The organism is Deinococcus aetherius, from assembly GCF_025997855.1.
In the GTDB taxonomy this organism is placed as follows: Bacteria; Deinococcota; Deinococci; order Deinococcales; family Deinococcaceae; genus Deinococcus; species Deinococcus aetherius.
The window spans coordinates 187,750-211,450 of sequence record NZ_AP026563.1; the positions used below are offsets into that span (position 1 = coordinate 187,750).

Consider the following 23,701-nt stretch of genomic DNA (forward strand, 5'->3'; position numbering starts at 1 on the left):
CTGATCAGCCGTTCGGAAGGCGCAGGGCGTGCTTCCAGCCAATTCCCGCCTTGCCCCGCCCCTGAGGAGTACCTCCATGCTGAGCTTGCCAAGCACCCCGACGTTGAAAGGCACGGCCGCCTCGGCCGTGTTCACCCTGGGTCTCCTGACCAGCGGGTGTGTCGCGCCTGAGGCGTCAGGGACCGATCCGGCTCCCGGCACGCCTCCCACTACCGAGGGTCCTCCCAGTGCCGCGCCACCTCCAACACCGCGCCTGACGGTCTCGCCCGATGGGCGGCGCCTGCAACGCACGGATGGGCAGCCCTTCTTGTACTGGGCGGACACCGGGTGGGAACTCTTCCACCGCCTGAACCGCGAGGACGCCCGGCAGTACCTCCAGACGCGCGCCGCGCAGGGCTTCACGGTGATTCAGGCCGTCGCCCTCGCCGAGATGGATGGCCTGACCGTCCCCAACGCCCAGGGCGACCTGCCCCTGGTAGGCAAAGACCCGACTCGCCTCGCCACAACTCCGGGGAACAATCCCGCTAACCCCGCCGAATACGACTACTGGGACCATGTGGATTATGTGGTGGATCAAGCCGCCTCGCTGGGCTTGACGGTCGCCCTGCTGCCAACCTGGGGCCGCTGGGTGAACGACCAGCCCATCTTCACCCCCGAGTCGGCCCGCTCATACGGGGTGTTCCTGGGCCAGCGGTACGGGGACAAGCCGGTCATCTGGGTCCTGGGCGGCGACCGGAATCCGGAGACGGAGGAGCAACGCGCCGTGTGGCGGGCGATGGCCGAAGGCATTGAGCAGGGCGTGGGGGGACGTGACCGGGCCCTGATCACCTATCACCCGCGCGGGGGCAAGACCTCCGCCGAGTACTTCCACACCGAGCCGTGGCTGGATTTCAATCTCTGGCAAACCGGGCATTGCCGCGATCAGCGCGAGGCCGAGAAGGTGCTGAGTACCTTCAAGCGCACTCCTGTCAAGCCGGTCATCAACGCCGAGCCCGTGTACGAACAGCACACCGTCTGTAACGATCAGAAAAATGGCTACGCCGATGAGGTGGACGTGCGCAACGTGGCGTACTGGAGCACCTTCGCGGGGGCGGCCGGACACGCCTACGGCCACCGGGTGATCTGGGGATTTGACGTCTATGACGGCGACAAGGCGTGGCTGAAGGCGCTCTCGGCGCCAGGAGCCCGGCAGTTGCAGCTTCTCAGGAAGCTGTTAGAGTCGCGTCCAGCCCAGGGACGGGCGCCGGACACGACGCTGGTGAAGGGGAGCTTCACCGGGGCCCGGCCCGTGGTGGCGGTGCGGGGCAGGGATTATGCCTGGGTGTACCTGCCGGATGGCGGCGCGGTGACGGTCACGCTGGGGCGGGTGGGTGGAGTGCAGGTGCGGGCGTCGTGGCTCGACCCCAGAACGGGGCGAACGACGGTGATCAGCACCTTCTCGAACTCCGGCGAGCGGTCCTTTTCCGCTCCATCGCGCGGGCGTGGCCAGGACTGGGTCCTGCGGATTGAGAACCCCTGACACGGGACCCGTTCCCCCAAGGGTTTACACCCAGTGCAGGGCGGCGTCCAGACGTGGACGAATCTCGACCAACCTGTCGTCCTCCTTTAGGGGTTCGACCTCCGCCTGTTGCAGGTAGGACCTGTGACTGTCCAACGGTGTGCGTGACCCCGTCTGGCGACTCGCGAAGGCGGCGCGCTGAGCCCCGTGCATCGCTCACACCCTCAGGGCGTTCCGCCAAACCCCGCCACTGCGCCCTTTGACCTCCCCTTCTTTGAACTCCAGAGCCCGTCAGCGAAGCAAGTCCTCAACAAGGGTCAGGTGGCTCAGCGGACTCTGCAAAACCTGTCCTGCACGCGGCGTGATTCTCGACGCGGGTGACGGACACGGGTGGAGCACGCCCTGTCCGCGGTGTCTCTGCGGCACGAGCACCTGTGAAGGGCGGCGAAGAGGTGATCTTAAAAGGGCCTTTCGGGGAGCCCCCGTTCGCTCCCATGTGACTCGTAGGAAGCAACGGGACCTCGGCGAGGACGCTCCTCTCGTCGTTACTGCCCGGTCTCTGTCCCTGACCTTCCGGCCTGCCCCAATCGGTGTGGAGGCTGCCTGGCGCGCCCTGTCCTCCCCGGCGCTAGGCCAGCCCTCGGCGGTCCAATGGAAGGACTCCTCATCTGCGCGCCTGATCATTCATCAACCTTTTAAACACGCTTGATAAGGTGCCGCACGCTGATGCGACGCTCTCTGCTCACGGCGCTGGTCCTCACGGCCGCCAGCCTCTCCGCTGCCACCCCCGTCACAGTGCAGTCGGGCGACACGCTGACCCGACTCGCTCTCCGGTCCGGCACCACGGTGGCGGCGCTGCGGCGCGCGAATCCCGGGGTCGGCGTGGACGCTCTGCGGGCCGGTACCGTTCTCCGGCTGCCGGAGTTCCGCAGCGAGACGCGGGCCTGGACCGTGCGCGCTGGAGACACCCTGTCCCGGATCGCCCAGCGTCAGAACCTGACCCTCCAGGCCCTGCTGAACGCCAACCCGGCGCTGGACCCCCGGCGCACCCTGCGGGTGGGGCAGCGGCTCACCCTCCCCGCCGCGCCGCTGGCCCGCACGCGCACGGCGGTCATCCTGCGTCCCGCCTCGGTGCGGGTGAGCGCCGTGCGGCCCGTGCAGGGCCGGCTTACGACACCGTTCCGGGCCACCCACCCCGGTCTGGACCTGGCCGCTCCCAGCGGCACGCCAATCCGCGCCGTCCTGCCCGGCACCGTCACCGAGTCCCGCTTTGACGGCCAGGGCGGCTGGGGCTGGACGGTGGTCGTCGATCACGGCGGCGGGCTCACTTCCCGCTACAGCCACAACAGCGCCAATCTCGTCCGGGTCGGGGCACGGGTGAACGCCGGCGAGGTGATCGCCCGGGTCGGCAGCACCGGAAACAGCAGCGGCGCCCATGTGGACTACCGCCTCTCCCAGGGAGGCAAGGCCGTCGATCCTTCTCACCTCCAATGAGTTCCCTGCTGGGCGGTCACCGCCGGGTACCGACCAGGAAGATATTGGGCCAGGGCCGGTAGGTGCTCTTCAGAGTGTCTTGTTTGAACGTCTGCCCCTCCCGCACGAAGCGGCGCGTCACTTCCATCACGGCACCGGGAGCGGCCCAATCCACCTGCTTGCGCGCCCCGGCGGGCAACGTGGCGTCCCGGATCAGGCGGTCCGGGGGCGCGGGGGTGCTCTTCAGGGTTTGCGGTGTCCCGACCTCCACCGTGAAGTCGCGCGCCCGGCCGAACACACTGACCGTCAGGCGGGTCTCCTCGTCGTTCCACTCGCTCTGGAACCACAGCGCCCCGCCCGTGTCGTTAGCGAACGTCAGGTCGAGGTTGGGCTGGTAGATGGTGCCGTCCAGACCCTGCGGGTCGTAGTACCGCACCTGGTACGAGTGGTTGCGCCGCTCGAGGATCGGCAGGCCCGCGCTGTACAGGGTGCGGAACACGGTCGTGCTCACCTGACAGATGCCGCCGCCGACCCCGTTGGCCGTGCGGTCACCGGCGATGACGAGGCCCGTGACGAAGCCCGTGCGCATGTTGATGGGTCCCACCATCTGGTTGAAGGAAAACGTCTTGCCTTCCAGCAAGCGGTCCTGAAAGCGGCTGGCCCCAACGTGGATGTTCGTCACGCGCTCGGGGCTGCTGCCGTAATAGTTCGTCTCGCCCGTGCCCAGGTGGGCCGTGATCCCGCGCGACAGGAAGTAGTCGAGCGTCCGCTTGGGCGCGGTCTGTCCAGTCACGACGACGTTCGCCTTCACCCCACGCGGGTCTTTGAGGGCGGCGAGGACGTTCGCCCGGGTCTTGGTCTCGTCCACCGTCAGACTGCCTCTCTGCACGACCGCCCAGCCGTCCCAGAGGTTCTCGAAGCGGGCGTTTTGGGGCTCCCGGGGCAGGTCGGCCAGGAACTCCCGCAGGTCCGCTTCCAGGCTGGCGGTGATCACCCTACGGGAGCGCAACTCCGCCACACGGGGGCCGGGCAGGGTCAGGGTACGGCTGAAGGGCACCGTCGTCTTTTTGCCATCCACCAGGGCGGGCCACTGCGCCTGCACCGTGATCAGCAGCGGCGCCGTCCGGGCAGGCCGGGTGGGCGGGGTCGGAGCCGCAGTCGGCTCGGGTGCGGGTGCCGGGACAGGCGACGGGGCCGGGGCGGGCGCAGGAACAGGCACCGGAGCCGTCGTCGATGAGGAAGGCGGGGCAGACGGGAGGGGCAGCGCAGGAATGTCCAGGCTCGTCTGCGCGGTCGCATCCCCCAGCCAGATGCTGACGAGCAGGGCGGCACCCCAACGGCTTGAGATCATGCTGGCAGTATCCCACGGGCTCAGCTTCACCTGTCGCCGTCCCCCAGGGGCGGGGTTGAGCATTCCGGCTGGCTCAGTTCCTGCCCAGCTCCTGCTGTTGAGGTCGTGGCTCCACGTTTCGCATCCACCAATCCACCACTCCTGCTCAATGGCACGGCTGTGGTGCGCCCACACGTCCTCGAAACTCGCCCGCTGCTGGGCCACGGCCCCCGCGTCGCTCGTGGCGAGCATCGCCTCATTCAGGCCGAGGGAACCCCAGGACGAGAAGTGGAAATTCATGCTGCCCGCCAGCACCAGGCGGTCGTCCACGGTGAAGGCCTTGGTGTGCATCCCGAAAGTGACGTACCGGGCCTCGAAACGGTCCTCGATGCCGCGCCGCCGGGCCTCCAGGCGCAGGAGGGCCACGCCGCTGCGTTTGGGTTGGCGGTCGATACCGTAGTCCACCATCAAGACGCGGACCTTCACGCCTCGTTCCATCGCCCCCAGAGCATGACGCGCACGGTCATGCCGTCGGGGTAGCGCTCGGGGAACGCGGCCACGTCCCGCCGCAGGGCGGCGATGGCCCCGGCGACCCCCGCCCCCGGGGCGTCCGGGTCGTCGTCCCAGATCATGTTGGCGATCAGCAGTTCCCGGCGCGTCTGGCGCAGCCCGTCCGCCAGCAGGTCAAAGGCCCCTCCCGGCCTGCGCGGCTGGGCACTGTAAGCGGGGTCCGCGTTCGGGAAGTGCAACAGCCCTTCCATCCGGTTCCCGCAGCTCAGTGCCGCGCCCTGTCCCCGCGTCCGTTCGAACAACAGGCGGTCGAGGGGCGCTTGGGGCACCGGACATGAGTTCAGGCCCAAACCGTCGAGGGCGGCGGTGTCGGGCGCGGGAAGCTGGCCAGCCCCCAAGCCACGCGACGGAGGAGCACAGGACCCACCTTCAGTAACGAACTGGCCTTTGACGGGCTGACGGAACCAGGATTCAAGCGCGGAAACTCCTCGCGGCCTCCTGGGCGCCGCAGAGAGCCTCTCCATGGCGGGACTGGGGGCCTCGTCTGTTCCGTCTGTTCGGGCAAGGCGGCAGGAAAGGTGGGACGGGTGACCCTGAACTCGATCTCAGTTTCCCATACAATACATCTATGAACATATGCTCATACGTACTATTACGAGACGGCGGTGCTTGACAGGACCGTCTATATCCCCACCATCAGGCGTTCACTCAGGAGCAGTCCAGAATTTAATATGGAGGTGCCTTCCTTGCTGCTCCTGGCGGCCTACCTGGTGTGGATGTGGGCGCGGCTGCGCGCGAACCGGGAAGAGGGCGGGCGATGAGCCTCCCCGCTCCCCTTCCGCAGGCCCGGCGACGTCGCCGCAGCCCGCTGCCCGCCCTCCTCGGGGTGGTCGCGCTCGCCTCTCTGACGGCCTTTATCGCCTTCGGGAACCTGGGCAAGAGCCTGGAATACTTCGTCACACCCACCGAGTACCTGCAACAGCGCGCCGAGTACGAGGGCCGCCCCCTGCGCATCGGCGGGCTGGTGAGGGCGGTGCGGTACGACCCGCAGACCCTCGACCTGAGATTCGACGTGACCGACGGCGGCGCCACCTTCCCGGTGCAGTACCGCGGCGCGGTGAGCGACCTCTTCAAGGAGAACCAGGGGGTCGTGGTGCGCGGCGAGTTCGAGGGGAACACCTTCCACGCCTCTGAACTCGTCGTGAAGCACTCCGAGGAGTACCACGTGCCGAAGACGCAGGGCGAACTCAAAGACATGCTGAGGCAGAGCGAGTGAGGACTTGCCGACCATGCTGAATCTGATCTCCTTTCAGGCGAGCACGCTCGGGGCGCTGGGACAACTGGCGCTGCTGGCGGCCCTCGCCTTCACCCTGGGCGGCACCTGGCTCGCGATGGTCGGCGGGCTGAGGGCCGACGCCCGGGCGACCGAGGCGGCGCGGCGGGCGGTGTGGGCCGTCTTCGGCCTCGTGAGCCTCGCCTCGCTGGTCCTGATGACGGCGCTGTTGGGCAACGACTTCTCGGTGCGGTACGTGGCCGAACACTCCATGCGGGCCTCGCCGACCTGGGTCAAGGTCACGAGCCTGTGGGGGGCGCTGGAGGGCTCGATCCTGCTGTGGGCGTGGTTGCTCGGGGGCTTCGCCTTCCTACCTCGTGGTGCCCGCCTTCGATGTTCAGAGCCGGTGGGCGAGCGTTCACCTGATCGGGAGCCCGCTCGTGGCGTGAATCTGGTGGGGCACGTTGATCGTGGTGCTGGGTGCAGGCCTGACACTCGTGACGCCTCGGCGGGCGCTGGGGCGCGTGCCCGTGACGCGGACGGCCCCGGCAACGGATGAGCTACCACCCCCCGGGAAAGAGAGTGGATGTATGACGGAGACTTCTCCGAACCCGAAACGGACGGCCCCCCTGTGGCGACGTCTCCTTCCCCCGTTGCTGGCCGCTGCCCTCGCCGGTGTGCTGGGAGCGGCGCTGCTGAACCCGGCGCGCAACACCCCGGACGGTGGGCCGCTGATCGACAAGCCCGCTCCCGCCTTCACCCTGGAGAGTCTGGATGGCACCAAAGTCAGCCTGGCCGCTCTCAATGGCCGCCCGGTGGTGGTGAACTTCTGGGCCTCGTGGTGCACGCCGTGTCGGGAGGAAGCGCCCCTCCTCCGCGAACTCAGCGAGCGGCAGACAGGGGGAACAGGCCTGGCCGTGCTCGGCATCCTCTTTCAGGAGACCCGGGAGCAGAATGCCCGCGACTTCATCCGCGAGTTTGCCCTCGCCTACCCCTCGCTGCGCGACCCCGGCATCAACACCGGGATCAACTACGGCGTGTCGGGCATTCCCGAGACGTTCTTCATCGACCGTGAGGGCGTGATCCGCGACAAGGCCTCCGGCGGCCTCACCCGCGAGCGGCTGAACGCGGGGTTGGACAAGATCGGGGTAGAAGGGCTGTGAGCAGTCAGGGGGCCGTGCTCATGCTGCGAGGAATTCTCACCCTCGCCCTGGGTCTGCTACTGTCCGTCTCCCTGGCCCTGACGCCTAAGCAGGAGGCACGGGCGAAGTACCTCGGGTCAAACCTGCGGTGCCCGATCTGCCCCAATGGGCGGGACGCGGACGACCGGATCACTGCCCTGCGCGCCCGGCAAAACGACCTGGATCCCGGCCTCAAGGTCTACGCCGCCAACTGAGCGAGTTGCCACGGCCCGAACGGTCAAGGCGGCCTGGGCCCGAACCTGCGCGTCTCCACTCTGTCGCGTGAGGCGCTGCGGGGCGTGATCGTGAACGGCAAGGGGGCCATGCCCGCCTACCCGAACCTGAAGCCCGACGAGCTCAACGCCCTCCTCGACGTGCTGGAGCGGTGGCAGAAGGAAGGCGAGTAACTTCCACGTCGGCTAACGCTTCTCGTCTGGTGTGTAGGCGAACAGGGACAACAGGGCAGAGCTGACGTCCCGGAAGATGGGCGCGGCCAGTTGCGATCCCTGGTACTCGCGTTTGGCCCCGCGCACCATCACCGCGACCGTGAATCGCGGTTGCGCCGCGGGGAGGAAGCCCGCGAAGGTGCTGGAGAACACCTCGCCGCTGTAACGGCCGTCCACCGCCACCTGCGCGGTGCCGGTCTTGCCGTCCACGTGGTACCCGGGCAACTCGGCCTTCCCCCGGATGCCGTCGTCGATTACCCTACGCAACAGCTCGCGTATCCGGGTCGCGGTCTCCCGGCGCAGCACCCGCCTCGTCCCGGCCACGTCGCCGGGGAAGAGACGTGGGGAAACGTACCGCCCGTCGTTTGCCAGCACGTTGAAAGCCGCGACGAGTTGCAGGGTGGTGACGGTCAGGCCCTGCCCGAAGGACATGGTGGCCTGTCCCAGGGCGCTCCAGTCCTGCGGGTCCCGCAGAAGGCCGTCCCCGGCGGGCAGGCCCAGCCGGACCGGCTGACCCAGGCCGTAAGCGGTGAAGTAGCGGTACAGCAGCTCCGGGGGCACGCCCTCGACGAGCCGGGTCATGCCGACGTTGCTGGAGTAGCGCAGGATCTGCCGCGTTGTGAGCCGGGCAGGATGCGAGACGAGGTCGTTGATGGTGGCCCCCGCGTACCGGCGCCACATCGGGGTGTCGTACGGGGTGTCCGGCGTGGTGCGGCCCTCGTCGAGCAGGGCGGCCACTGTGAGGGCCTTGACCACGCTGCCCGGCTCGTACTCGTCCAGCGCCGCCCGGTTACGCCAGCGGTCGGGCGGGACCTGCGTCCAGGCGTTGGGGTCGAAGCCTGGCACCGACGCCACGGCACGCAACTGGCCGGTGCGGGTCTCCATCACGACGGCGGAGGCATACTGGGCGTCGGTACGTTCCACGGCCTCAGTCAGGAGAGCCTCGACAGCGGCCTGCACGCGGGTGTCCAGGGTGAGGGTCAGCTTCTCGCCCCGCTGTAACCGCTCGTTCATCGCCCGCTCCGTGCCCTCCAGGCCGCCGGAAGCACCGACGAAGCCGATGACCGGCGCGGCCAGGGTCCCCAGGGGGTAACGCCGGGCGTCCAGGGGACCATGCGCCAGAATCTGCCCATCGGTGCTGCGCAGTTCCCCGCGGGCGGGCAGGGTGGACGGGATGGGCGCGGGACCGGCGGGGACCGTGATCCTGGCGAGGGCCACCGCCAGCAGGGCGCAGGCGAGCAGACACAGGGCGGCGAGGACGGTGGCACGCTGGCCAAAGCGATGGTCGGTGGGCCGAAACAGGGGCTGGGGCACGGGGGAGAGTCTTTCTGAGGAGAGCCGCTGGCGAGGAAAGGCCGCGTGTTCCGTTGGAAACAACCGGGACAGGTAAGCCCCCAGCGAGTGGAACCGCCGCGTGGACCGTCACCGTGCCCCGGGGGGAGCAGCTTCAGGCGGTGCCGTTCAACCGCGTTACCCTCGGGCAGGATAAACCGGGGCAGGAAGGCTGCGCCACGGCTTACCGGAAAGCGTAGGGGCGGCAGGTTAGTTGGGGTGAAAGGCCGTCGGCTCCTTCACCTGAAGGTGCCACGGCAGGTCGGGTGTGACCCACCGTTGTTCTCCCGGGCTCAGGTGCGAACGCGCGACGGTCCTCGTGAAGAGGAGTGGCCGTTCGCCGTCATTTCACCAGTCCGGCGACCATGTTGATGGAAAAGGCGACGATGACTATCCCAGACAGGAAGGCGAACAGCGCATGCTTGGTGATCTCGAAGCGCAGGGCCGCGCCGGTGACCGGCGTGTCCGACACCTGGTAGGTCATGCCCACGGTGAAGGCCAGGTACAGGAAAGCACGGTAGGTCGGGTCACGCTCCTGGTTAAAGTCCACCCCTACCTGGCCGCCCGTGTAATACAGGTGCGCATAGTGCAGGGTGTAGACCGTATGGAGGGTGCTCCAGGAGAGGGCCAACTGCCAGCAGACCGCTGACTGTCAGGACCGCCTCCAGGGACCCGCCCAGCTTGCCAGCCTCGGCGAGGCCGCGTCCCACGCCGACCAGACTCATGCTGCTGGCCGCCAGCGGCAGCAGCCGGGCACTGGCCCGCGCGGGGTCCGCCCGGGTGGCGAATTGCCGGGTCTCAGCGGCGTCCGCGCTCACCACCAGCCACAACGCGGGCACCAGAAAGACCGGCGCGGCGGCATCCCAGCCCAGCAACACCTGGAGGAACCACGGCCAGGTGTCTGGCAGCAGCAGATACACGCCCAGCCCGGCTATGCTCATGACGACCAGTCGGGCGCGGGCATTCGCCGCCGGGCGGGCGAGATGGGCGGTGAAAGAGCTGATGCCCTTCATCTCAAGTCCCTCCTCCGGCAAGCAGCCACTGAACGCTCTTGCCCAGCATCGCGGCATTGAGCCACAGGGCGAGGGCCATCAGCCGCAGGGAACGGCTGTCCGACGGCGCAGGCCAGCCGAACAGCCGCCCGGCGAGCAACACCGTGCCGAGCGCGTAGAAGATCGCGCCGCTCCCGACCCGGCCCCCGAGCGCCAGGAGCGCGCCGATGGCAAGGTCGCTCAGGCAGACCGCGAGGCGCAGCCGCTCGGCCCGGCGTTGCCGGGCGCGCCCCTTCACCCCCACCCTCCGCCACGCCAGACGGGCTTGCTGAACTCCGGCACGCGGTCACTGCCCCAAACGCCGCGGGGTCGCCCTAGCCAGCGTGCTCAACGGCCCCCCGTCAACCTAAGGGCGCGGGCGATGCCCTCGCGCTGATCCCGGAAGGTCCCGGAAAAAATCTGGTCGCCGACCCGGGTGACGGGCAGCGAGGACACGTCGGCACGGGCCAGCAACTCCGCGCGCGCCTGCGGGTCGTGGTTGACGTTCTTCTCGGTAAAGGGAATGGCGTGACGGGTCAGGAAGGCTGCCACGGCCCGACTGGTCGCGCAGGCTCCCGTCGTGTAGACGGTGACCGGGGTCATGACGATCCCTCATCCACCTGCTCGCCCCAACCCCAGTGGAACCGCTGGGGAAGGAGCAGGGTCCGGGGCAGGCAGCGCTTCACCATGCTCGCCTCCACGTCCTTAAGGGTCGGCTTTGCTCGACGAAGGCCATGAACCTGAGGCACAGGTACATTATATGAATAATTGAACAGACGTACAGCAAGGTGGAAGCGTTGGAGGGGCGACCTAGTGGGTCAGTTGGCGTGGGTGTAAGGTTTGAGAATGTCACGTCGCCAGAAGAATCCGTTACGTGCCCTAACGGAGGAAGAGCGCGGCGAGTTAGAGCGGCTCAGTCGCTCACACCAGACTGCTGCGATCATCGTTGGCCGTGCCAAAACGCTGCTGGGGGTGGCAAGGGGTCTGCCCTACACCCAAGCCGCCCAGGTGGCTGGTCGAACATCAGGCGATGGCGTAGCTCATCTGGTGGCGCGCTTTAACCAGCATGGCCTCAAAGCGCTGGAAACACGTCCGGGTGGTCGTCCCCCGTTGGTTTACGGTTCCGCTGAGCGGAACCGTATTCTCGAAACGGCGCGTCGCCAGCCGGATCGAGAACAGGACGGCACGGCCACCTGGTCGCTCTCCACCCTGCAACGCGTGCTGCGCTGTGAGCCCGGCTTCGGGCACCTCAGTACCTACACCATCCTGGGTGTCTTACACGAGGCGGGCCTGACCTGGCAGCGAGACCGGACCTGGTGTGAGACCGGCAGCGCCAAACGACTGCGCCGATCTGGCGTGGTGGTCGTGACCGACCCCGATGCTGAGGCGAAAAAAAGCTGATTGAACGGGCCTACCTCCAAGCGGAACGTGATGGGCTGGCGGTGTGGACGGAAGATGAAGCTGGACCGTACCAAACCATTCCCCCACCCGGGAACGAGCTGGCAACCCCAGGGGCAGCCCGTGAGGGTGCCCCACGAGTATGTCCGGGGCGGGACAGCCAAGCTGCTGACCCTCTTTCATCCGGCCAGTGGCCAGGTGCGGGTCCGGGGGGTGACGAGTTGTCCCAATGCCGTGCTGCATCCCTGGATGCAGCAGACCCTGACCGAAATTCTGGTGGGCCTGCCGATGGCAACGGTGTTGCCACCGCAGGAAAACCGGGCCGTCTGGCGACGGTGGCAGGAGGGGCTCAGCGTGAAGTTCACGCTGTTGGAAAGCTTGCCACCCCTGCGGATGTGGCTGGTTTTGGACAACCTGACCGGGCACAAGACCCCGGACCTGGTGTGCTGGTTGATGCGGCAGGGCATCATGCCGCTCTACACGCCCGTGGCGGGCAGTTGGCTGAACATGGCCGAGTCGATTCAACGCATCCTGGTTCGGCGTGCTCTGACAGCGGTCACCGGAAGAGTTGAAGGGCGAGGACGTGTTGAAACCAGCCGTGGGCGTCGGAGGGCGTCACGGTGTCCAGAGCCTGGCGTAGCGCGTCAAGAACGCCCTCTGAGGTCCTGGCGGCCAGGGTACGCATGGCGGCCTTGAGTTTGGAGAACATGAATTCAATCGGGTTCAGGTCGGGCGAGTAGGGCGGGAGATAGACCAGCAGGGCCCCAGTGGCCTCGACCAACGCACGGACCTTGGGGCGCAGGTGCGCCCCAAGATTGTCCAGCACGACCACCTGCCCAGGACGCAACACTGGGACCAGCACCTGTTGCACATAGGTGACGAAGACGTTTCCGTTCACGCCACCTTCGACCACCAGCGGGGCCGTGGGACCCGCGAGGGTCAACGCGCACAGCAGGGTGAGGGTCTTGCCCCGGTTGCGGGGAACGGTGTCGGTGGCTCGTTGCCCCCGAGGGCAACGAGCGTGGGTGCGCGTCATGTTCGTCTGGAAACCACTTTCATCGAGGTATAGCAGATCAGCAGGCAGCACCTCGGCGAGATCGGCGACGAACTGAGCGCGCCACGCCTCGTCCTGCTCAAGGGCGGCCAGCGTCTTTTTTTCCCGTCAGTCGCAAGGTCTTGAAGCGCCGGACCAGCGTGCTCGCCGACGCTGCCGGGTGGCCCTCACGCCACAACGCCGCATGTTCGGCCAAGGTCAAGTCTGGGTAGTGTTGAAGCTGAGCCCGCAGCGCCTCGTGCTCCTGGGGTGGAATCACCGTCACCGTCCGTCCGGGACGGGGCCGAGGGTGTAACTCTCGGCCCTCACGCTCCAGCCGCACGTACCGCTCCACGCTCGCCACGCTGACCGTGAATTGCCTCGCAGCCTGCTGTTGGCTCATCCCTTGCTGCACGGCACGCACGATCCGCTCTCGCAAATCCACACTGTACGCTCGCCCTCGCATCCCCCACCCTACTCCCTCAACTTATGCGGCCACCGCTATGACTAGACAGTCAGCGAGAAAGTGAGGGATGGCCTGGCTCCTCGGTCCCTGCCGTACTCAAGACATGCGAACCGATCCCCTCAAATTTGGCCTGACGCTCTAATGACAGGCCACTGTCCGACCAGCGCCGCCCAGGTGATTGAGTGGTTGGAAGCCAGCGCCTGCGGGTGGAACCGCTGCCCCACACCCTTCGTCTGGGGCGGAAAACGACGAGCTCGCCGACAGCGGGCTCATGCACGACGCCATCCCTTGGGCGGTTCTGGCGCCTGTACCCTTCAGGTCGTTCAATGAAACCCTACACCCACGCCAACTGACCCACTAGCAGGTTGCGACAGACCGGAAGGGTGTGGCTGCTGTTGGTGGTTCGGACCCAGCGGCGCTTCCCCTTGGCCTGGAGACTATTCGAGCGCATCAGGCGCGCGACTCGTTTTCGAGACACCCGCAGACCTTCAGCTCGCAGTTCAGCGTGAATGCGCGGCGCTCCATAGTGTCCTTTGCTGCGCTGGTGAGCGTCCTGAATGCGCTGCTGGAGCAGCGCATCCTGCTGCTTGTGGTTGGAGATCGGCCTTCTCCGCCAACTGTGGTACCCGCTCACCGACACCTCCAGCACCCGGCACATCACGTCCAGGCGGTACTGCTCCCGGTGGTCTCGGATGAATTGGTACCTCAGCGTGTGGTCTCTTTGGCAAAGAAGGCCGCCGCTTTTTTTGTGTGTTGGGTCAAGTCCATCAGACTGCGGACGGTCAGGCCCAGCCCAGGTCACCGAGCCAGCGCTTTTTTCGGGCCCTCCAAGGCCGCATCCTAGATCTGGCCGACCTGAGGCCTTTCTCTCGACACTGCACCCTATCCGAGGCCCTGAGCCTGCACCACAAGAAGAGTCCCGAGAAAGCTCGTGCCTGACAGCCTTCCCCCTTTTCAGGAGGTGTTTGATGGTTGTCCTTGGCATTGACGTCGGCAAGCGGGAGCTGTTTGTGAGCCTACAGGAGACACAGAGCGGCACGGACGTTCGGGTGATTGGCAAGCGCGGCCCCATCGCCAACACCGCCGCTGGGCTGCACGACCTCACCACCTGGCTGCAGAAGCGGACTATTGGAGACGTTCGGGTGGTGATGGAAGCGACCAACGTGTATTGGGAGCGCTGCGCCCACCATTTCCACGCCCAGGGCGTCGCGGTAAGCGTGGTCAACCCGGCCCAGATCAAGTATTTCGCCCGCTCCGTGTTGCGCCGGGGAAAAACGGATGCCATGGATGCGGAGATCATTGCGCGGTACGGTCTGGTGATGCAGCCCGGGTGCTGGGCACCGCCCAGCACAACCCTGATCGATCTCAAGCACCTGACCCGTGAACGAGAATCGGTGCTTGGGAGACGCACACAGGAAAACAACCATCTCATCGCCCTTCGAGATGCCCACCATGCTTCAGCCGTCGTCATCACGCTCGCGGCACAGCGTCTCGAACTGCTAGATCGTCAGTTGGTGGCGTTGGACGAAGCGCTGCACGCCCTGGTAAACACCGACCAGGAGCTCCAGCAGCAACTGAAGTTGCTGCTGACGGTGCCCGGCTTTGCCTTCATCTCCGCCGTCACGATCCTGGCCGAGACCGCGGGCTTCAGTCGTCTGTCTACCGGAGCCGAAATCTCAGCAGCGGCCGGGATGGCCCCGTCGCCACAGCAATCGGGGTCAAAAACGGGACGAGGCAGCATCTCGAAGACGGGCAACGCCCGTCTCCGGCGGATCGCCTATTTGTCTGCGCTGGGCGCCGCCAAATCCAACAGCCGGTTGAAAACCTTCTACGAGCAGCTCAAGGCCCGCGGGAAACCCCCGAAAGTGGCGCTGACCGCGCTGGGACGCAAATTACTTTGCATAGGGTTGGCCGTGGTCAAGTCTGGGACGCCATATCAAGACGACTTTGGTCAATCTGACGCCCGCTCTGATGAGTTCGCTCACCCTGCACTTCTGTGCGGTTGACAGCCGACGGGCGAAACCCTATCTAGAATCTCACGCTTGTATCTTGCCGAGGTCGGGGTTGCCCGACTCAGCTCCAGGACGCTGGGGTCCGGGGAGGGATGAACACGGATGTCTCGCTGGGGTTTGACCTCGCGCAGGAGATGCGGTCGCCCTCCCCCAGCTCTCTGGGTCGAACGGAATCGTAGGCCCCGTATTGCGGTGAGCCTGAATGAACAAGCGGGACCGGCGAGCACCTCCTCCCCCAAGCGTCGGAGGTTCTATGTATCTGGGAGTCGACATCAGCAAAGCCACGTTCGACGTCGTGCTGCTGGCCGAAAACGGCCGACGCCACAAGGTCTTCGCCAACACCCGTTCAGGTTTCGAGAACTTCGCCTCTTGGCTGGATGGGCTTCAGGCAGGTCCACAGCACATCGGGATGGAGGCGACCGGCCGCTACCACGTGCCGCTGGCTGAGTTCCTGCATGTCAGCGGTCACATGGTGAGCGTGCTGAATCCAGCACGCACCAAGGCGTACGGCTTGAGTCGTATGAGTCGCAACAAGACGGACAAAACCGATGCACTCTTACTGGCGCAGTACATGCAGTCCGAACAACCGCCCGCCTGGTCTCCGGCGCGGCCTGAGGTTCAGGCCCTCACCGCCCTGGTGCACCGATTAGAAGAATTGGAGGCGGCCCGGCATCAGGAGTTCAACCGCTTCGAGGCCACGACGGACGTCTATGTGCGCCGCTCGCTCGAAGCGCATATGGCCTACCTCGACTTGGAAATCCACGAGATGCAAGCCCGGCTGGCCGAGCACACCCACGCCCACGAGGAGTTGGAGCGCCAGGTGGCGCTCCTGACGAGCATTCCCGGCATCGGGGAGCGCACCGCGCGCAAAGTGCTGGCTGAGGTGCGGATCGAGGATTTCGAGCACGCCAAACAGGTGGCCGCCTACGCGGGCTTAACGCCCGCTCAGCATGTCTCGGGTTCATCGGTGCGGGCCAGATCACGGTTGTCGAAGATGGGCAACGCGAGCCTGCGAAAAGCGCTGTATTTCCCGGCGATTGCGGCAATGAAGTGGAATCCAATCATCAGGGCCTTTTGTGAGCAGCTTCGAGGACGAGGCAAGCCGAAGATGGTGGTGCTGGGCGCGGCCATGCGCAAACTGCTGCACCTGGCCTTCGGCGTTCTCAAAAGCGGTCAGCCCTTTCGGGCTGACTTCACCCCAACCCCTTGACCACCAAGACGGAATCTCCTGTCGCAGGATTTCGTTCTCTTTGCGCAGCCGTTGGATCTCCTGCTGCTCTGGGGTCAGCACCTGCTTCCCCTGCCCAGGAAAGGCTGCCTCGCCCTTTTCCTGCTCGGTGTTCATCCACTTCCGCAACAGCGAGACGTTGATACCCAGGTCGCGAGCCGTGCCCGAGAGGTTGCCGCTGGTTCTCGCGAGCTGCACCGCGTCTCGCTTGAACTCAGCGGTATGGATTCTGCGGTTCGTCATGATGGCGCCTCCTATCTTCGAGGCTTATCTCCATCTACGCCAAACCGGGTCACCCTCAGGTCACCCGCACTGTTGAGGACCCGTCGTAACTCCGTGAGGAGCCCGCGCTCGACCCATCGCTTCACCCTGGACGTGCGTGTGCCCAGCCACAGACCCAGCAACACCAGCGCGCTCAGCGCCGTGACCCACTCTCCCCAGCGGACGTACGGCGTCCAAGTCCCGGCCTCCGCGAAGGACACCGGCAGCACCCCGGTGACCCCTCGGGGCAGCCGGGCCGTGACCCGCCCGGAGGGGGCGATGGCCGCCGTCACCCCGTCGTTGCCCGCCCGCAGCACCCAGCGGCGGGTCTCGATGGCCCGCACGCGCCCCATCTGGAAGTGCTGCTCGCCGCCCACCGACGGCCCGAACCAGGCGTCGTTCGACACCACCGCCAGCACTCGCGCGCCGCGCCGCACCTGGGCGCGGGCGAAGGCCGGAAACGTCGACTCGTAACAGATCAGCGCGCCCACCAGAGCCTTCCCCACTGGCAGCGGCGCCAGGGTGCGGCCGGGGACGGTGCCCGTCAGGGCCGGCAGCCCCAGGACGCGGAACACGACCCGGTACGTGCCGTCAAGCACGACCCGGCCCGGGAAGAATTCCCCGAACGGCACCAGACGCACCTTGTCCTGTCGGCCGGTGACCCGGCCCCCGCCAAAGGCGTACACGCTGTTGCGGTATCCGCCCTGCTCGGTCGGGGCTCCCAGCAGCAGCGGTACGTCCAGGGCACTCAGCGCGCGGGCCACCTCCGGGAAGGTGGGAGCGGCCGGGGCGGCCGTCTCCGGCCACACCACCAGCCGCGCCGGGTCCGCCGCCAGGCCCGCCCGCGTCAGGTTGAGGTAGCGCTGGAGTTCATCGGCGCGGCGCCCTCCGGCTTTGGCCCGCGGGTCGATGTTGCCCTGCACCAGCAGCGCCCGGGCGTTGCCCGGCGGGTCGGGCGGCCGGGTGAGGCCGTACACGAGGCCCAGGGCCAGCAGCGCCGCGCCGCCCAGCAGCACGCGGGGCCGTCCGTCCGCCAGGGCCGCCGCCGCCACCGCGACGAGCAGCCCCACCAGGGAGAGGCCGCCGAGATCGGCGAGTTGGACGAGCGGGGTCGGCGCGAAGGCATACCCCAGGCTGCCCCAGGTAAAGCCGAACGGGCCCAGGGCGCGCAGACTGTCCAGCAGCGTCCACGCGAACGGCAGGGCCCAGAGCGTGGACGCCCCCATCACCCGGCGGGTGAGGGCCGCAGTCCCGGCCCAGGTAAGGGCCAGCAGCCCCACCAGCCCCGGGTACAGTGCCGCCACGCCGGGCCCGAAGAGCGGTGTCAGGCTGTCCGGCAGCCACAGCAGCAGGATCCCGAAAAAGGCGGCCGCGAAGGTGAAGGTCAGGGCGAAAGCCCGTTCCGGGGAGTGGTTCGTCACCGCCCGAAACAGCCAGGCCAGGGGCAGCGGGGCGAGCCAACCCACCCATGAGGGCGGAAACGTGAGGGACAGCCCCACCCCCGCCAGCAGGGCCAGCAAGAACCGGTTCCGGTGGGGCCGCGCGCTCCATCGCCTCAAAGGACGAGCACCCCCCGGTGCTTGGCCGCCCCCTCAGGCTCCACGTGGATCGTGACCTCACTCCCCGGCACCTCCCGCTCGATGACCCCTTCCAGCCGGTCACAGATGGCGTGGGCCTGCCCCACCGTGAGGTGATCGGGCACCACGAGGTGAAAATCGATGAAGGTCAGGCGGCCCGCGTGGCGGGTGCGCAGGTCGTGGGCCTCCAGCGCCCCCTCGGCGTACTCGGCCACCAGCCGCCTGACCAGGGCCTGCGTCTCGGGAGGGGCGGCCTCGTCGAGCAGACTGCGCGCCGAGGAGCGGACGAGCCGTCCGCCGACCCACAGGATGTTGAGCGCCACCAGGATCGCCATGATCGGGTCGAGGAGGGTCCAGCCGGTCAGGGCCACCAGGCCCAGGGCGACCAGCACGCCTCCGCTGGTGACGACATCGGTCATCAGGTGCTGGCCGTCGGCCATCAGTGCGGGAGACCGCAGGCGTCGCCCGGCGCGGACCAGATACATGCCGTACCCCGCGTTCAGCAGGGTCGCCCCCGACGAGACGAGCAGGCCCAGCCCCAGCGCTTCCAGGGGTTTGGGGGCCCGGAGGTCCTGGTAGGCGCTGTAGATGATGCTGATGGCGGCCAAAACGATCAGCACACCTTCGAGCACGGCAGAGAAATACTCGGCCTTGGCATGGCCGTAGGGATGGTCGGCGTCGGCGGGCTTGCGCGCGACCGACAGGGCGAGGAGGGCCGCGCCGGAGGCGACGACGTTGATGATGCTCTCCAGCGCGTCGGAGTACAGCGCGACGCTTCCGGTCAGCCGGTACGCGCCTGCTTTCAAGGCGAGAATCAGCAGGCCGAGCAGCAGGCTGTACTGGGCCAGGCGAAGGGTGCGGTCCATACATGACCTCGTGGCAGTCGGGCGGGCAGCAGTCGCCGGGCCAGGACTACGGCTGGCCGCTGATGGCGATGAGGGTCGTGTCCCTCTCCCGGATGGCGTGGTACTGCAACAGGTCGCCCCCCTGGTTCAGGAATGCCGAGTAGTTGCCGGGCAGGGCGTCGTCCGTCAGTTGCTGGTACCCGGCGCGTTTGAAGGGGTCAAGCAGCGCCCTGGGTTGCCAGCCGGGCAGCCGGTACTGCTCGATGCGGCTGAAGCCCTGCCGGACCTCCTGGCGGTAAGTCCGGCTGTAGGTCGGGCACTCCGGCGTCAGGCCCGGGGGCAGGGGGGCCATCCCGTTCCAGAGCGTGCCGGGCCGTTCGATGCAGAACAGGTCCCCCTGCCAGCGGCGCTCCACCGCGAACCACCACCCGCCCAGCCCCAGCAGCACGACGAGCGCCACGGCCAGCAGGGCGAGGACCGGCTTCACTCGCGGACGTGGTCCACCGCGCTGCTGATCAGCTCCGTGATGTGCTGGTCGAGCAGGCGGTAGTAGGCGATGCGCCCCTCCTTGCGGAACGTCACCAGGCGGTGGGCTCGCAGAAGTCGGAGCTGGTGGCTCACCGCACTCTCGCTGATCCCCACCACGGCGGCCAGGTCGCACACGCACAGTTCCCCGGTGTTCAGGGCGCTGAGAATGCGGAATCGCGTGGGATCGGCCACCACCTTCAGGAGGCCGGTGGCGTCCTCGACACAGCTCGCGTCAGGCTGCGTGGAACGGGCGCGGGCGACCGCCTCAGGGTGGACGCAGGCCACCTCGCACACGTCGTCTTGAGAGGCGGTTCTCATGTCCCGACCATAGCGCAGGACTGCGGGCAGCACCGTCACCGCATCACCTCCCGCACGTCGGCGGCCACCCGGTCCACGTTCGTGAGCTGGGTATAATCCCAGACCAGGCGCCGCCGTCCCTCGCGGTCGATCAGGTACACGCCGGTGGTGTGGTTGATCTGGTAGGTCGACTCACTCTTGACGTCTGATTTCTGGTACCCCACTCCCCAGGCGGCCGCGGTGTCACTCAGACCGGGCTCCGGGATGAAGACGCCCCTGGCCGAGGGGCTGAAGAACGTGACGTACTCGCGCAGCTTCTTCACGTCGTCCCGGGCGGGGTCGAGGGTCACGAGCACCGTGCGGAAGTTAGCCCGCTCCGCTTCCGGCAATACCTGACGCACCCGCTCCAGGGAGGCCAGGGTGGTCGGGCAGATGTTCGCACAGTGCAGGAAGCCGAAGAACACGGCGACCGTCTGCCCCCGCAGGGAACTCAGGGCGAAGGGTCGCCCGTCCTCCCCGGTGCCGGTGAGGGCGGGCGCGGTCGTCTGCGGGTCGTACACCGTGCCGGAGAAGGGGAAGGGACTCTTGAAGCGGGCATAGGCCCAGACGCCGCCCAGCAGCAGGGTGACGGCCAGGATTGCCCACAGCAGGGACTGCCAGACGGGGCGCCTGACCGGCCGGGTGGCAGAGGGGAGGGTCACGTCGTTCATGGGTGGAGGTGTCCTTCGTGCCCGGCGTGGGCGCCGGGGGGTTCCAGTTGCACGGTGCTGTGCTCGATGCCGTGCCGCTCGGCGACCTCGTGGACCCGGGCGAGCAGGTCCGGTCCCGGCGTGTTCGTGACCAGGTGGGCGGTCAGGTTGTGCTCGCCGCTGGTCACGCTCCAGACGTGCAGGTCGTGCACCTCGGTCACGTCAGGCAGGGCCGCGAGGTCTCCCCGCAGCACGTCGAGGTCAAGGCCTTCAGGGACGCCCTCGAGCAACACGTTCACGCTCGCCCTCAGCAGCGTCCAGGTGCGCGGCAGCACCCACAGACCAATGAGCGCGCCGAGCACCGGGTCGATCCAGGTCAGTCCGGTGAAACGGATCAGCAGGGCCCCGACGATCACGGCCACCGAGCCCAGCAGGTCGCTGACCACCTCCAGGTAGGCGGATTTCACGTTCAAGCTGCCCTGACTGCCGCCCACGAGGATGCGGGCGCTGATGACATTCACTATGAGGCCCAGCACCGCGACGGTCAGCATCGTGGTGCTCTGGATCTCGACCGGCTCGCGCAGACGGCGGTAAGCCTCGAAGAGAATGTACATCCCGATGGCGAAGAGCGCCCCGGCGTTCACCGCCGCGGCCAGAATCTCCGCGCGGCGGTAGCCAAAGGTGCGCCTGCGGTCGGCCGCACGCTGCCCGATGCGGATGGCGAACAGGGACAGGGCCAGCGCCATCACGTCGGTGAGCATGTGCCCGGCGTCGGAGAGCAGCGCCAGGCTGCCCGAGATGAAGGCGTAAAAGACCTCGACCACCAGAAAGGTGCCGGTCAGCCCCAGGGCGAGGGTGAGTTGCCGGGTGCTCGCGTTCGCCCCGTGGCTGTGCCCGTGCTCACTCATGGGTCATGCCGTCCATCGGGGCCGGGGCCGTCTCGTCTTTCGTGGCCTCGGGGGGTGTCTGTGGGCGAATGCCCCGCTTGGCAAGGAGCGCGTCGATGGCCCCGATCTCCGAGGTCTGCGCGGTGACGACCCGCTCGGCGAACGCGCGGACCTCCGGTCGGTTCACGTGCTTCAGGGCGGACTGCGCCATCGTCACCCCACCCTGGTGGTGGCGGCGCATCACCTTCAGGTACTGGGTCTCGGCCACCCTCACCGGGAGGTACGCGAGTTCCTGAACCTGCTGAGGCGTCGCCAGACCCATGCTCCCCCGGTCCATCCCGGCCATCGGCGCCTCGGAGCCCGCGAGCGGGCGGCCCCAGGCCATCAGCCAGCCGCTCATCTGCCCGATCTGGGCCTGCTGGGTGAGCAGGATGTCCTGCGCGAGCAGCTTCACCGCCGGGTCCGCCGCGCGCTTGACCACCGTGACGCTCATCTCGACCGCCTGGGCGTGGTGGGCGCTCATGTCGCGGGCAAAGGTCACGTCCGCGCTGCCCTCGGCGGGGGCACGCGGCCAGGTGAAGGCCAGCGTACCTCCCACCACGGCCGCCCCAACGAGCCCCGCACCCAGCGCGGGAATCAAACGGTTCCGTTGTACGCGCCGCTGCATGACGCACCGATCTCCGGGGCCTCGCCCCCCTGCTCGTACTTCTGGAGAAATTTCCCCACGCGCGGGTCATTGATGTCCTGCACTTCGAGCTGGGCATTCCACGCGGTGAGGACCAGCGGCGCGCTCTGCGTCTCGTGCGGGGAGAGCAGGGTGTAGGTGCGGCCGTCCACCACCTTCTTCAGCGTCTCGATCTGGTCGGTGGGCAAGCCCTGTTTATAGCTGAGCCACACGGCACCGTGTTCGAGGCTGTGCACCGCGTACTCGTCGTAGAGGGGCCGGTTATACACCCCGCAGTTCTGCCAGGCGGGGTTGTGGGGGCCGCCGGGCGGGGGCGTCTGGGCGTAGGGGATGCGGCCCTCCTGGTGGGCGCCGCCCTTGTTCTTGAATGTCTTGATGCCCTCGATGTCGCCACCCCCCTGGGAGCAGGCGGCAAGTAGCGCGGGCAGGGCCAGCAGGATCAGTCTGTTCATGGATTCTCCTCGATGTGCGTGGCCGCACGGGACGTGGGAGTAGGATGTCTGCCGCGGCGCGCCTGACGTTCTCTCCACCCGGCGCTCAGGAGCAACCCCGCCACCCCGGCGCACACCAGCACGTCCGACAGGTTGAAGATCGGGAAACGGCCACCGCCAAGTGTCCCGGACACGGCGTCGAGCGAGGGCGAGGTCAAGTAGTCGACGACCGCGCCGCGCGCGAGGCCGTCCAGGGCGTTCCCGAGAGCGCCCGCGGCGATCAGGGCCAGCGGCCAGCGCTGCCCACCGGGCAGGCGACCCGAGAGCAGCGCGGCCACGATCACCAGCCCCACGAGCAGGCGCACGATTGCCAGGGAGGCCGGGAAGCTGCCCAGCAGCCCCCAGGCCATCCCCGGGTTCAGCGTAAAGTCCAGGTGCAGCACCCCCGGCAGCAGGGTCCGGTCGACGCCGGGCGTGAGGTTCGCCACCGCCCAGCTCTTGAGCAGACCCTCCGTGATCAGCAGGGCCAGAATCGCGGCCAGCGGCCACCCGCGTGATCTCGCGCTCACGCCGCCAGCTCCAGCAGGTACAGGGCCACGAATCCCGCGAAGAAGGCGGCGGTGATCACGGGCGTCTCCTGGACCTCGTGCGCCTCGGTGAGCAGTTCCTCAGTCACCAGGTACAGCAGGGCCGCCGCGCCGAAGGACAGCACGACCTCCAGGGCGAGGCCGGTCAGTCCCTGGAGGAGCGTTCCCCCCAGCAGCGCGCCCAGCATCACCAGCAGGCTCAACCCGGCCACCGTCAGAATCGTGCGGCCCCGGGGCGTGCCGGACTGACCCAGACTGGAGGCCACCGAGACGCCCAGGAACAGCAGTTCCAGCGTCAGGGCCACCACCAGCAGCGTCCCCACCCGCGCGCCTGCCGCGAAGCCCACGCCGATCAAGAGGCCGTCGATCAGCACGTCGATGCCAACCACGGTCACCAGGCCGACGTTCCCGTTGCGAGCGGGGCCGCCCTCCTGGATGGGACGTTCCAGCCGCTGGGCCAGTTGCCGGATAACGAGCATCAAGCCCACGCCCAGCGAGAAACCGATCACCACGCCCAGCGGTTGATGGCCCCGCGTGATTTCAGGCAGCAACTCGCCTGCCACGGCGGCGAACACCACGCCCGCGGCGAAGTGCTGAACGAAAGAGCGCAGCCGCTCGCCGGGCGTCCGGAAGGTGGCCACCACCCCGCCGAGCAGGGTGGCCGCCACGGGAACCAAGGTGAGGGACAGGACTTGCGAGGTGA

Annotated in this window: 28 protein-coding genes and 4 pseudogenes; 11 read left to right on the forward strand and 21 right to left on the reverse strand. The window is 67.6% G+C overall.

The window, feature by feature from the left end:
• The first annotated feature begins 253 nt into the window (after nt 1–253).
• On the forward strand, nt 254–1,519 hold the full coding sequence (locus DAETH_RS23320) for a glycoside hydrolase family 140 protein (RefSeq protein WP_406585130.1): 1,266 nt from the start codon (nt 254–256) through the stop codon (nt 1,517–1,519).
• Nucleotides 1,520–2,224: 705 nt separating this feature from the next.
• Nucleotides 2,225–2,992, forward strand: a complete 768-nt coding sequence (locus DAETH_RS23325; RefSeq protein WP_264778618.1) for a LysM peptidoglycan-binding domain-containing M23 family metallopeptidase — start codon at nt 2,225–2,227, stop codon at nt 2,990–2,992.
• 16 nt (nt 2,993–3,008) lie between these two features.
• On the opposite strand, the gene DAETH_RS23330 is transcribed toward DAETH_RS23325, so the two are convergent.
• Nucleotides 3,009–4,799 carry a VanW family protein gene (locus DAETH_RS23330; protein ID WP_319993767.1) on the reverse strand — a complete coding sequence of 597 codons (1,791 nt, stop codon included), beginning with the start codon at nt 4,797–4,799 and terminating at the stop codon, nt 3,009–3,011.
• Nucleotides 4,784–5,140, reverse strand: coding sequence for a hypothetical protein (locus tag DAETH_RS23340; protein WP_264778619.1), 357 nt, complete (start codon nt 5,138–5,140; stop codon nt 4,784–4,786). Before DAETH_RS23340 ends, DAETH_RS23330 begins: the two co-directional genes overlap by 16 nt.
• A gap of 488 nt (nt 5,141–5,628) precedes the next feature.
• Between DAETH_RS23340 and ccmE the strand changes: the two genes are divergently transcribed.
• The 5 genes and pseudogenes from ccmE to DAETH_RS23365 form a co-directional block, all read left to right on the forward strand.
• The gene (gene ccmE / locus DAETH_RS23345) at nt 5,629–6,087 is read left to right on the forward strand and encodes a cytochrome c maturation protein CcmE (protein ID WP_264778620.1); all 459 of its coding nucleotides are present in this window, start codon (nt 5,629–5,631) and stop codon (nt 6,085–6,087) included.
• Between the two features lie 13 nt (nt 6,088–6,100).
• Nucleotides 6,101–6,643, forward strand: a complete 543-nt coding sequence (locus DAETH_RS23350) for a hypothetical protein (RefSeq protein ID WP_319993768.1) — start codon at nt 6,101–6,103, stop codon at nt 6,641–6,643.
• A 31-nt stretch (nt 6,644–6,674) separates the two neighbouring features.
• Nucleotides 6,675–7,247 (forward strand): TlpA family protein disulfide reductase, encoded by a 573-nt coding sequence (locus tag DAETH_RS23355; RefSeq protein ID WP_264778621.1) that lies wholly within the window; start codon nt 6,675–6,677, stop codon nt 7,245–7,247.
• Nucleotides 7,248–7,267: 20 nt separating this feature from the next.
• Nucleotides 7,268–7,480: a cytochrome c-type biogenesis protein gene (locus tag DAETH_RS23360; protein ID WP_264778622.1), complete on the forward strand. Its 213-nt coding sequence runs from the start codon at nt 7,268–7,270 to the stop codon at nt 7,478–7,480.
• Between the two features lie 12 nt (nt 7,481–7,492).
• Nucleotides 7,493–7,672 (forward strand): annotated as a pseudogene (locus tag DAETH_RS23365) (c-type cytochrome); the annotation flags it as partial.
• A 12-nt stretch (nt 7,673–7,684) separates the two neighbouring features.
• On the opposite strand, the gene DAETH_RS23370 reads toward DAETH_RS23365, so the two are convergent.
• The 5 genes from DAETH_RS23370 to DAETH_RS23390 form a co-directional block, all read right to left on the reverse strand.
• Complete coding sequence (locus tag DAETH_RS23370) at nt 7,685–9,025, reverse strand: peptidoglycan D,D-transpeptidase FtsI family protein (RefSeq protein WP_264778623.1); 1,341 nt, start codon at nt 9,023–9,025, stop codon at nt 7,685–7,687.
• A gap of 361 nt (nt 9,026–9,386) precedes the next feature.
• On the reverse strand, nt 9,387–9,674 hold the full coding sequence (locus DAETH_RS23375) for a DUF1345 domain-containing protein (RefSeq protein ID WP_264778624.1): 288 nt from the start codon (nt 9,672–9,674) through the stop codon (nt 9,387–9,389).
• A complete protein-coding gene (locus DAETH_RS23380; RefSeq protein ID WP_264778625.1) occupies nt 9,583–10,056 on the reverse strand; it encodes a DUF1345 domain-containing protein in 474 nt (157 codons plus the stop codon). Before DAETH_RS23380 ends, DAETH_RS23375 begins: the two co-directional genes overlap by 92 nt.
• Before the next feature lies 1 nt (nt 10,057).
• The gene (locus DAETH_RS23385) at nt 10,058–10,333 is read right to left on the reverse strand and encodes a hypothetical protein (RefSeq protein WP_264778626.1); all 276 of its coding nucleotides are present in this window, start codon (nt 10,331–10,333) and stop codon (nt 10,058–10,060) included.
• A gap of 89 nt (nt 10,334–10,422) precedes the next feature.
• Nucleotides 10,423–10,677 carry a glutaredoxin family protein gene (locus DAETH_RS23390; RefSeq protein WP_264778627.1) on the reverse strand — a complete coding sequence of 85 codons (255 nt, stop codon included), beginning with the start codon at nt 10,675–10,677 and terminating at the stop codon, nt 10,423–10,425.
• 243 nt (nt 10,678–10,920) lie between these two features.
• Here DAETH_RS23390 and DAETH_RS23395 point away from each other — a divergent pair, with 243 nt between their 5' ends.
• Together DAETH_RS23395 and DAETH_RS24765 are read left to right on the forward strand one after the other, a co-directional pair.
• Complete coding sequence (locus tag DAETH_RS23395; protein WP_264778628.1) at nt 10,921–11,475, forward strand: helix-turn-helix domain-containing protein; 555 nt, start codon at nt 10,921–10,923, stop codon at nt 11,473–11,475.
• Between the two features lie 390 nt (nt 11,476–11,865).
• Entirely contained in the window at nt 11,866–12,168 is a 303-nt protein-coding gene (locus tag DAETH_RS24765) for a hypothetical protein (protein ID WP_406585131.1), read from the forward strand.
• On the opposite strand, the pseudogene DAETH_RS23405 reads toward DAETH_RS24765, so the two are convergent.
• The 3 genes and pseudogenes from DAETH_RS23405 to DAETH_RS23415 all read right to left on the reverse strand — a co-directional run.
• A pseudogene (locus DAETH_RS23405) lies at nt 12,149–12,559 on the reverse strand (IS630 family transposase); the annotation flags it as partial. The gene DAETH_RS24765 and the pseudogene DAETH_RS23405 overlap by 20 nt on opposite strands.
• A gap of 46 nt (nt 12,560–12,605) precedes the next feature.
• Nucleotides 12,606–12,971 (reverse strand): helix-turn-helix domain-containing protein, encoded by a 366-nt coding sequence (locus tag DAETH_RS23410; RefSeq protein WP_264778630.1) that lies wholly within the window; start codon nt 12,969–12,971, stop codon nt 12,606–12,608.
• Nucleotides 12,972–13,329: 358 nt separating this feature from the next.
• A pseudogene (locus tag DAETH_RS23415) lies at nt 13,330–13,719 on the reverse strand (IS3 family transposase); the annotation flags it as partial.
• 220 nt (nt 13,720–13,939) lie between these two features.
• On the opposite strand from DAETH_RS23415, the gene DAETH_RS23420 reads away from it, so the two are divergent.
• Both DAETH_RS23420 and DAETH_RS23425 read left to right on the forward strand, forming a co-directional pair.
• Complete coding sequence (locus DAETH_RS23420; RefSeq protein WP_264778631.1) at nt 13,940–14,977, forward strand: IS110 family RNA-guided transposase; 1,038 nt, start codon at nt 13,940–13,942, stop codon at nt 14,975–14,977.
• Between the two features lie 259 nt (nt 14,978–15,236).
• A complete protein-coding gene (locus tag DAETH_RS23425) occupies nt 15,237–16,193 on the forward strand; it encodes an IS110 family RNA-guided transposase (protein ID WP_264778632.1) in 957 nt (318 codons plus the stop codon).
• Nucleotides 16,194–16,208: 15 nt separating this feature from the next.
• Here the strand turns inward: DAETH_RS23425 and DAETH_RS23430 are convergent.
• From DAETH_RS23430 to DAETH_RS23480, 11 genes and pseudogenes are all read right to left on the reverse strand, one after another.
• Nucleotides 16,209–16,454, reverse strand: a pseudogene (locus tag DAETH_RS23430) (transposase); the annotation flags it as partial.
• An 11-nt stretch (nt 16,455–16,465) separates the two neighbouring features.
• Entirely contained in the window at nt 16,466–17,992 is a 1,527-nt protein-coding gene (lnt, locus tag DAETH_RS23435) for an apolipoprotein N-acyltransferase (protein WP_264778633.1), read from the reverse strand.
• Nucleotides 17,993–18,027: 35 nt separating this feature from the next.
• Nucleotides 18,028–18,915: a cation diffusion facilitator family transporter gene (locus DAETH_RS23440; RefSeq protein ID WP_264778634.1), complete on the reverse strand. Its 888-nt coding sequence runs from the start codon at nt 18,913–18,915 to the stop codon at nt 18,028–18,030.
• A 46-nt stretch (nt 18,916–18,961) separates the two neighbouring features.
• Nucleotides 18,962–19,381: a hypothetical protein gene (locus tag DAETH_RS23445; protein WP_264778635.1), complete on the reverse strand. Its 420-nt coding sequence runs from the start codon at nt 19,379–19,381 to the stop codon at nt 18,962–18,964.
• A complete protein-coding gene (locus DAETH_RS23450; protein ID WP_264778636.1) occupies nt 19,378–19,740 on the reverse strand; it encodes an ArsR/SmtB family transcription factor in 363 nt (120 codons plus the stop codon). The genes DAETH_RS23445 and DAETH_RS23450 overlap by 4 nt, the downstream gene beginning before the upstream one ends.
• A 35-nt stretch (nt 19,741–19,775) precedes the next feature.
• Nucleotides 19,776–20,429, reverse strand: a complete 654-nt coding sequence (locus tag DAETH_RS23455) for an SCO family protein (protein WP_264778637.1) — start codon at nt 20,427–20,429, stop codon at nt 19,776–19,778.
• Nucleotides 20,426–21,316 carry a cation diffusion facilitator family transporter gene (locus DAETH_RS23460; RefSeq protein WP_264778638.1) on the reverse strand — a complete coding sequence of 297 codons (891 nt, stop codon included), beginning with the start codon at nt 21,314–21,316 and terminating at the stop codon, nt 20,426–20,428. Before DAETH_RS23460 ends, DAETH_RS23455 begins: the two co-directional genes overlap by 4 nt.
• Nucleotides 21,309–21,962, reverse strand: coding sequence for a DUF305 domain-containing protein (locus DAETH_RS23465; protein ID WP_264778639.1), 654 nt, complete (start codon nt 21,960–21,962; stop codon nt 21,309–21,311). The genes DAETH_RS23460 and DAETH_RS23465 overlap by 8 nt, the downstream gene beginning before the upstream one ends.
• Complete coding sequence (locus tag DAETH_RS23470) at nt 21,932–22,432, reverse strand: DUF3105 domain-containing protein (protein ID WP_264778640.1); 501 nt, start codon at nt 22,430–22,432, stop codon at nt 21,932–21,934. Before DAETH_RS23470 ends, DAETH_RS23465 begins: the two co-directional genes overlap by 31 nt.
• Complete coding sequence (locus DAETH_RS23475) at nt 22,429–22,980, reverse strand: signal peptidase II (RefSeq protein WP_264778641.1); 552 nt, start codon at nt 22,978–22,980, stop codon at nt 22,429–22,431. Before DAETH_RS23475 ends, DAETH_RS23470 begins: the two co-directional genes overlap by 4 nt.
• Entirely contained in the window at nt 22,977–23,666 is a 690-nt protein-coding gene (locus DAETH_RS23480) for a ZIP family metal transporter (protein WP_264778642.1), read from the reverse strand. The genes DAETH_RS23475 and DAETH_RS23480 overlap by 4 nt, the downstream gene beginning before the upstream one ends.
• Nucleotides 23,667–23,701: the final 35 nt, after the last annotated feature.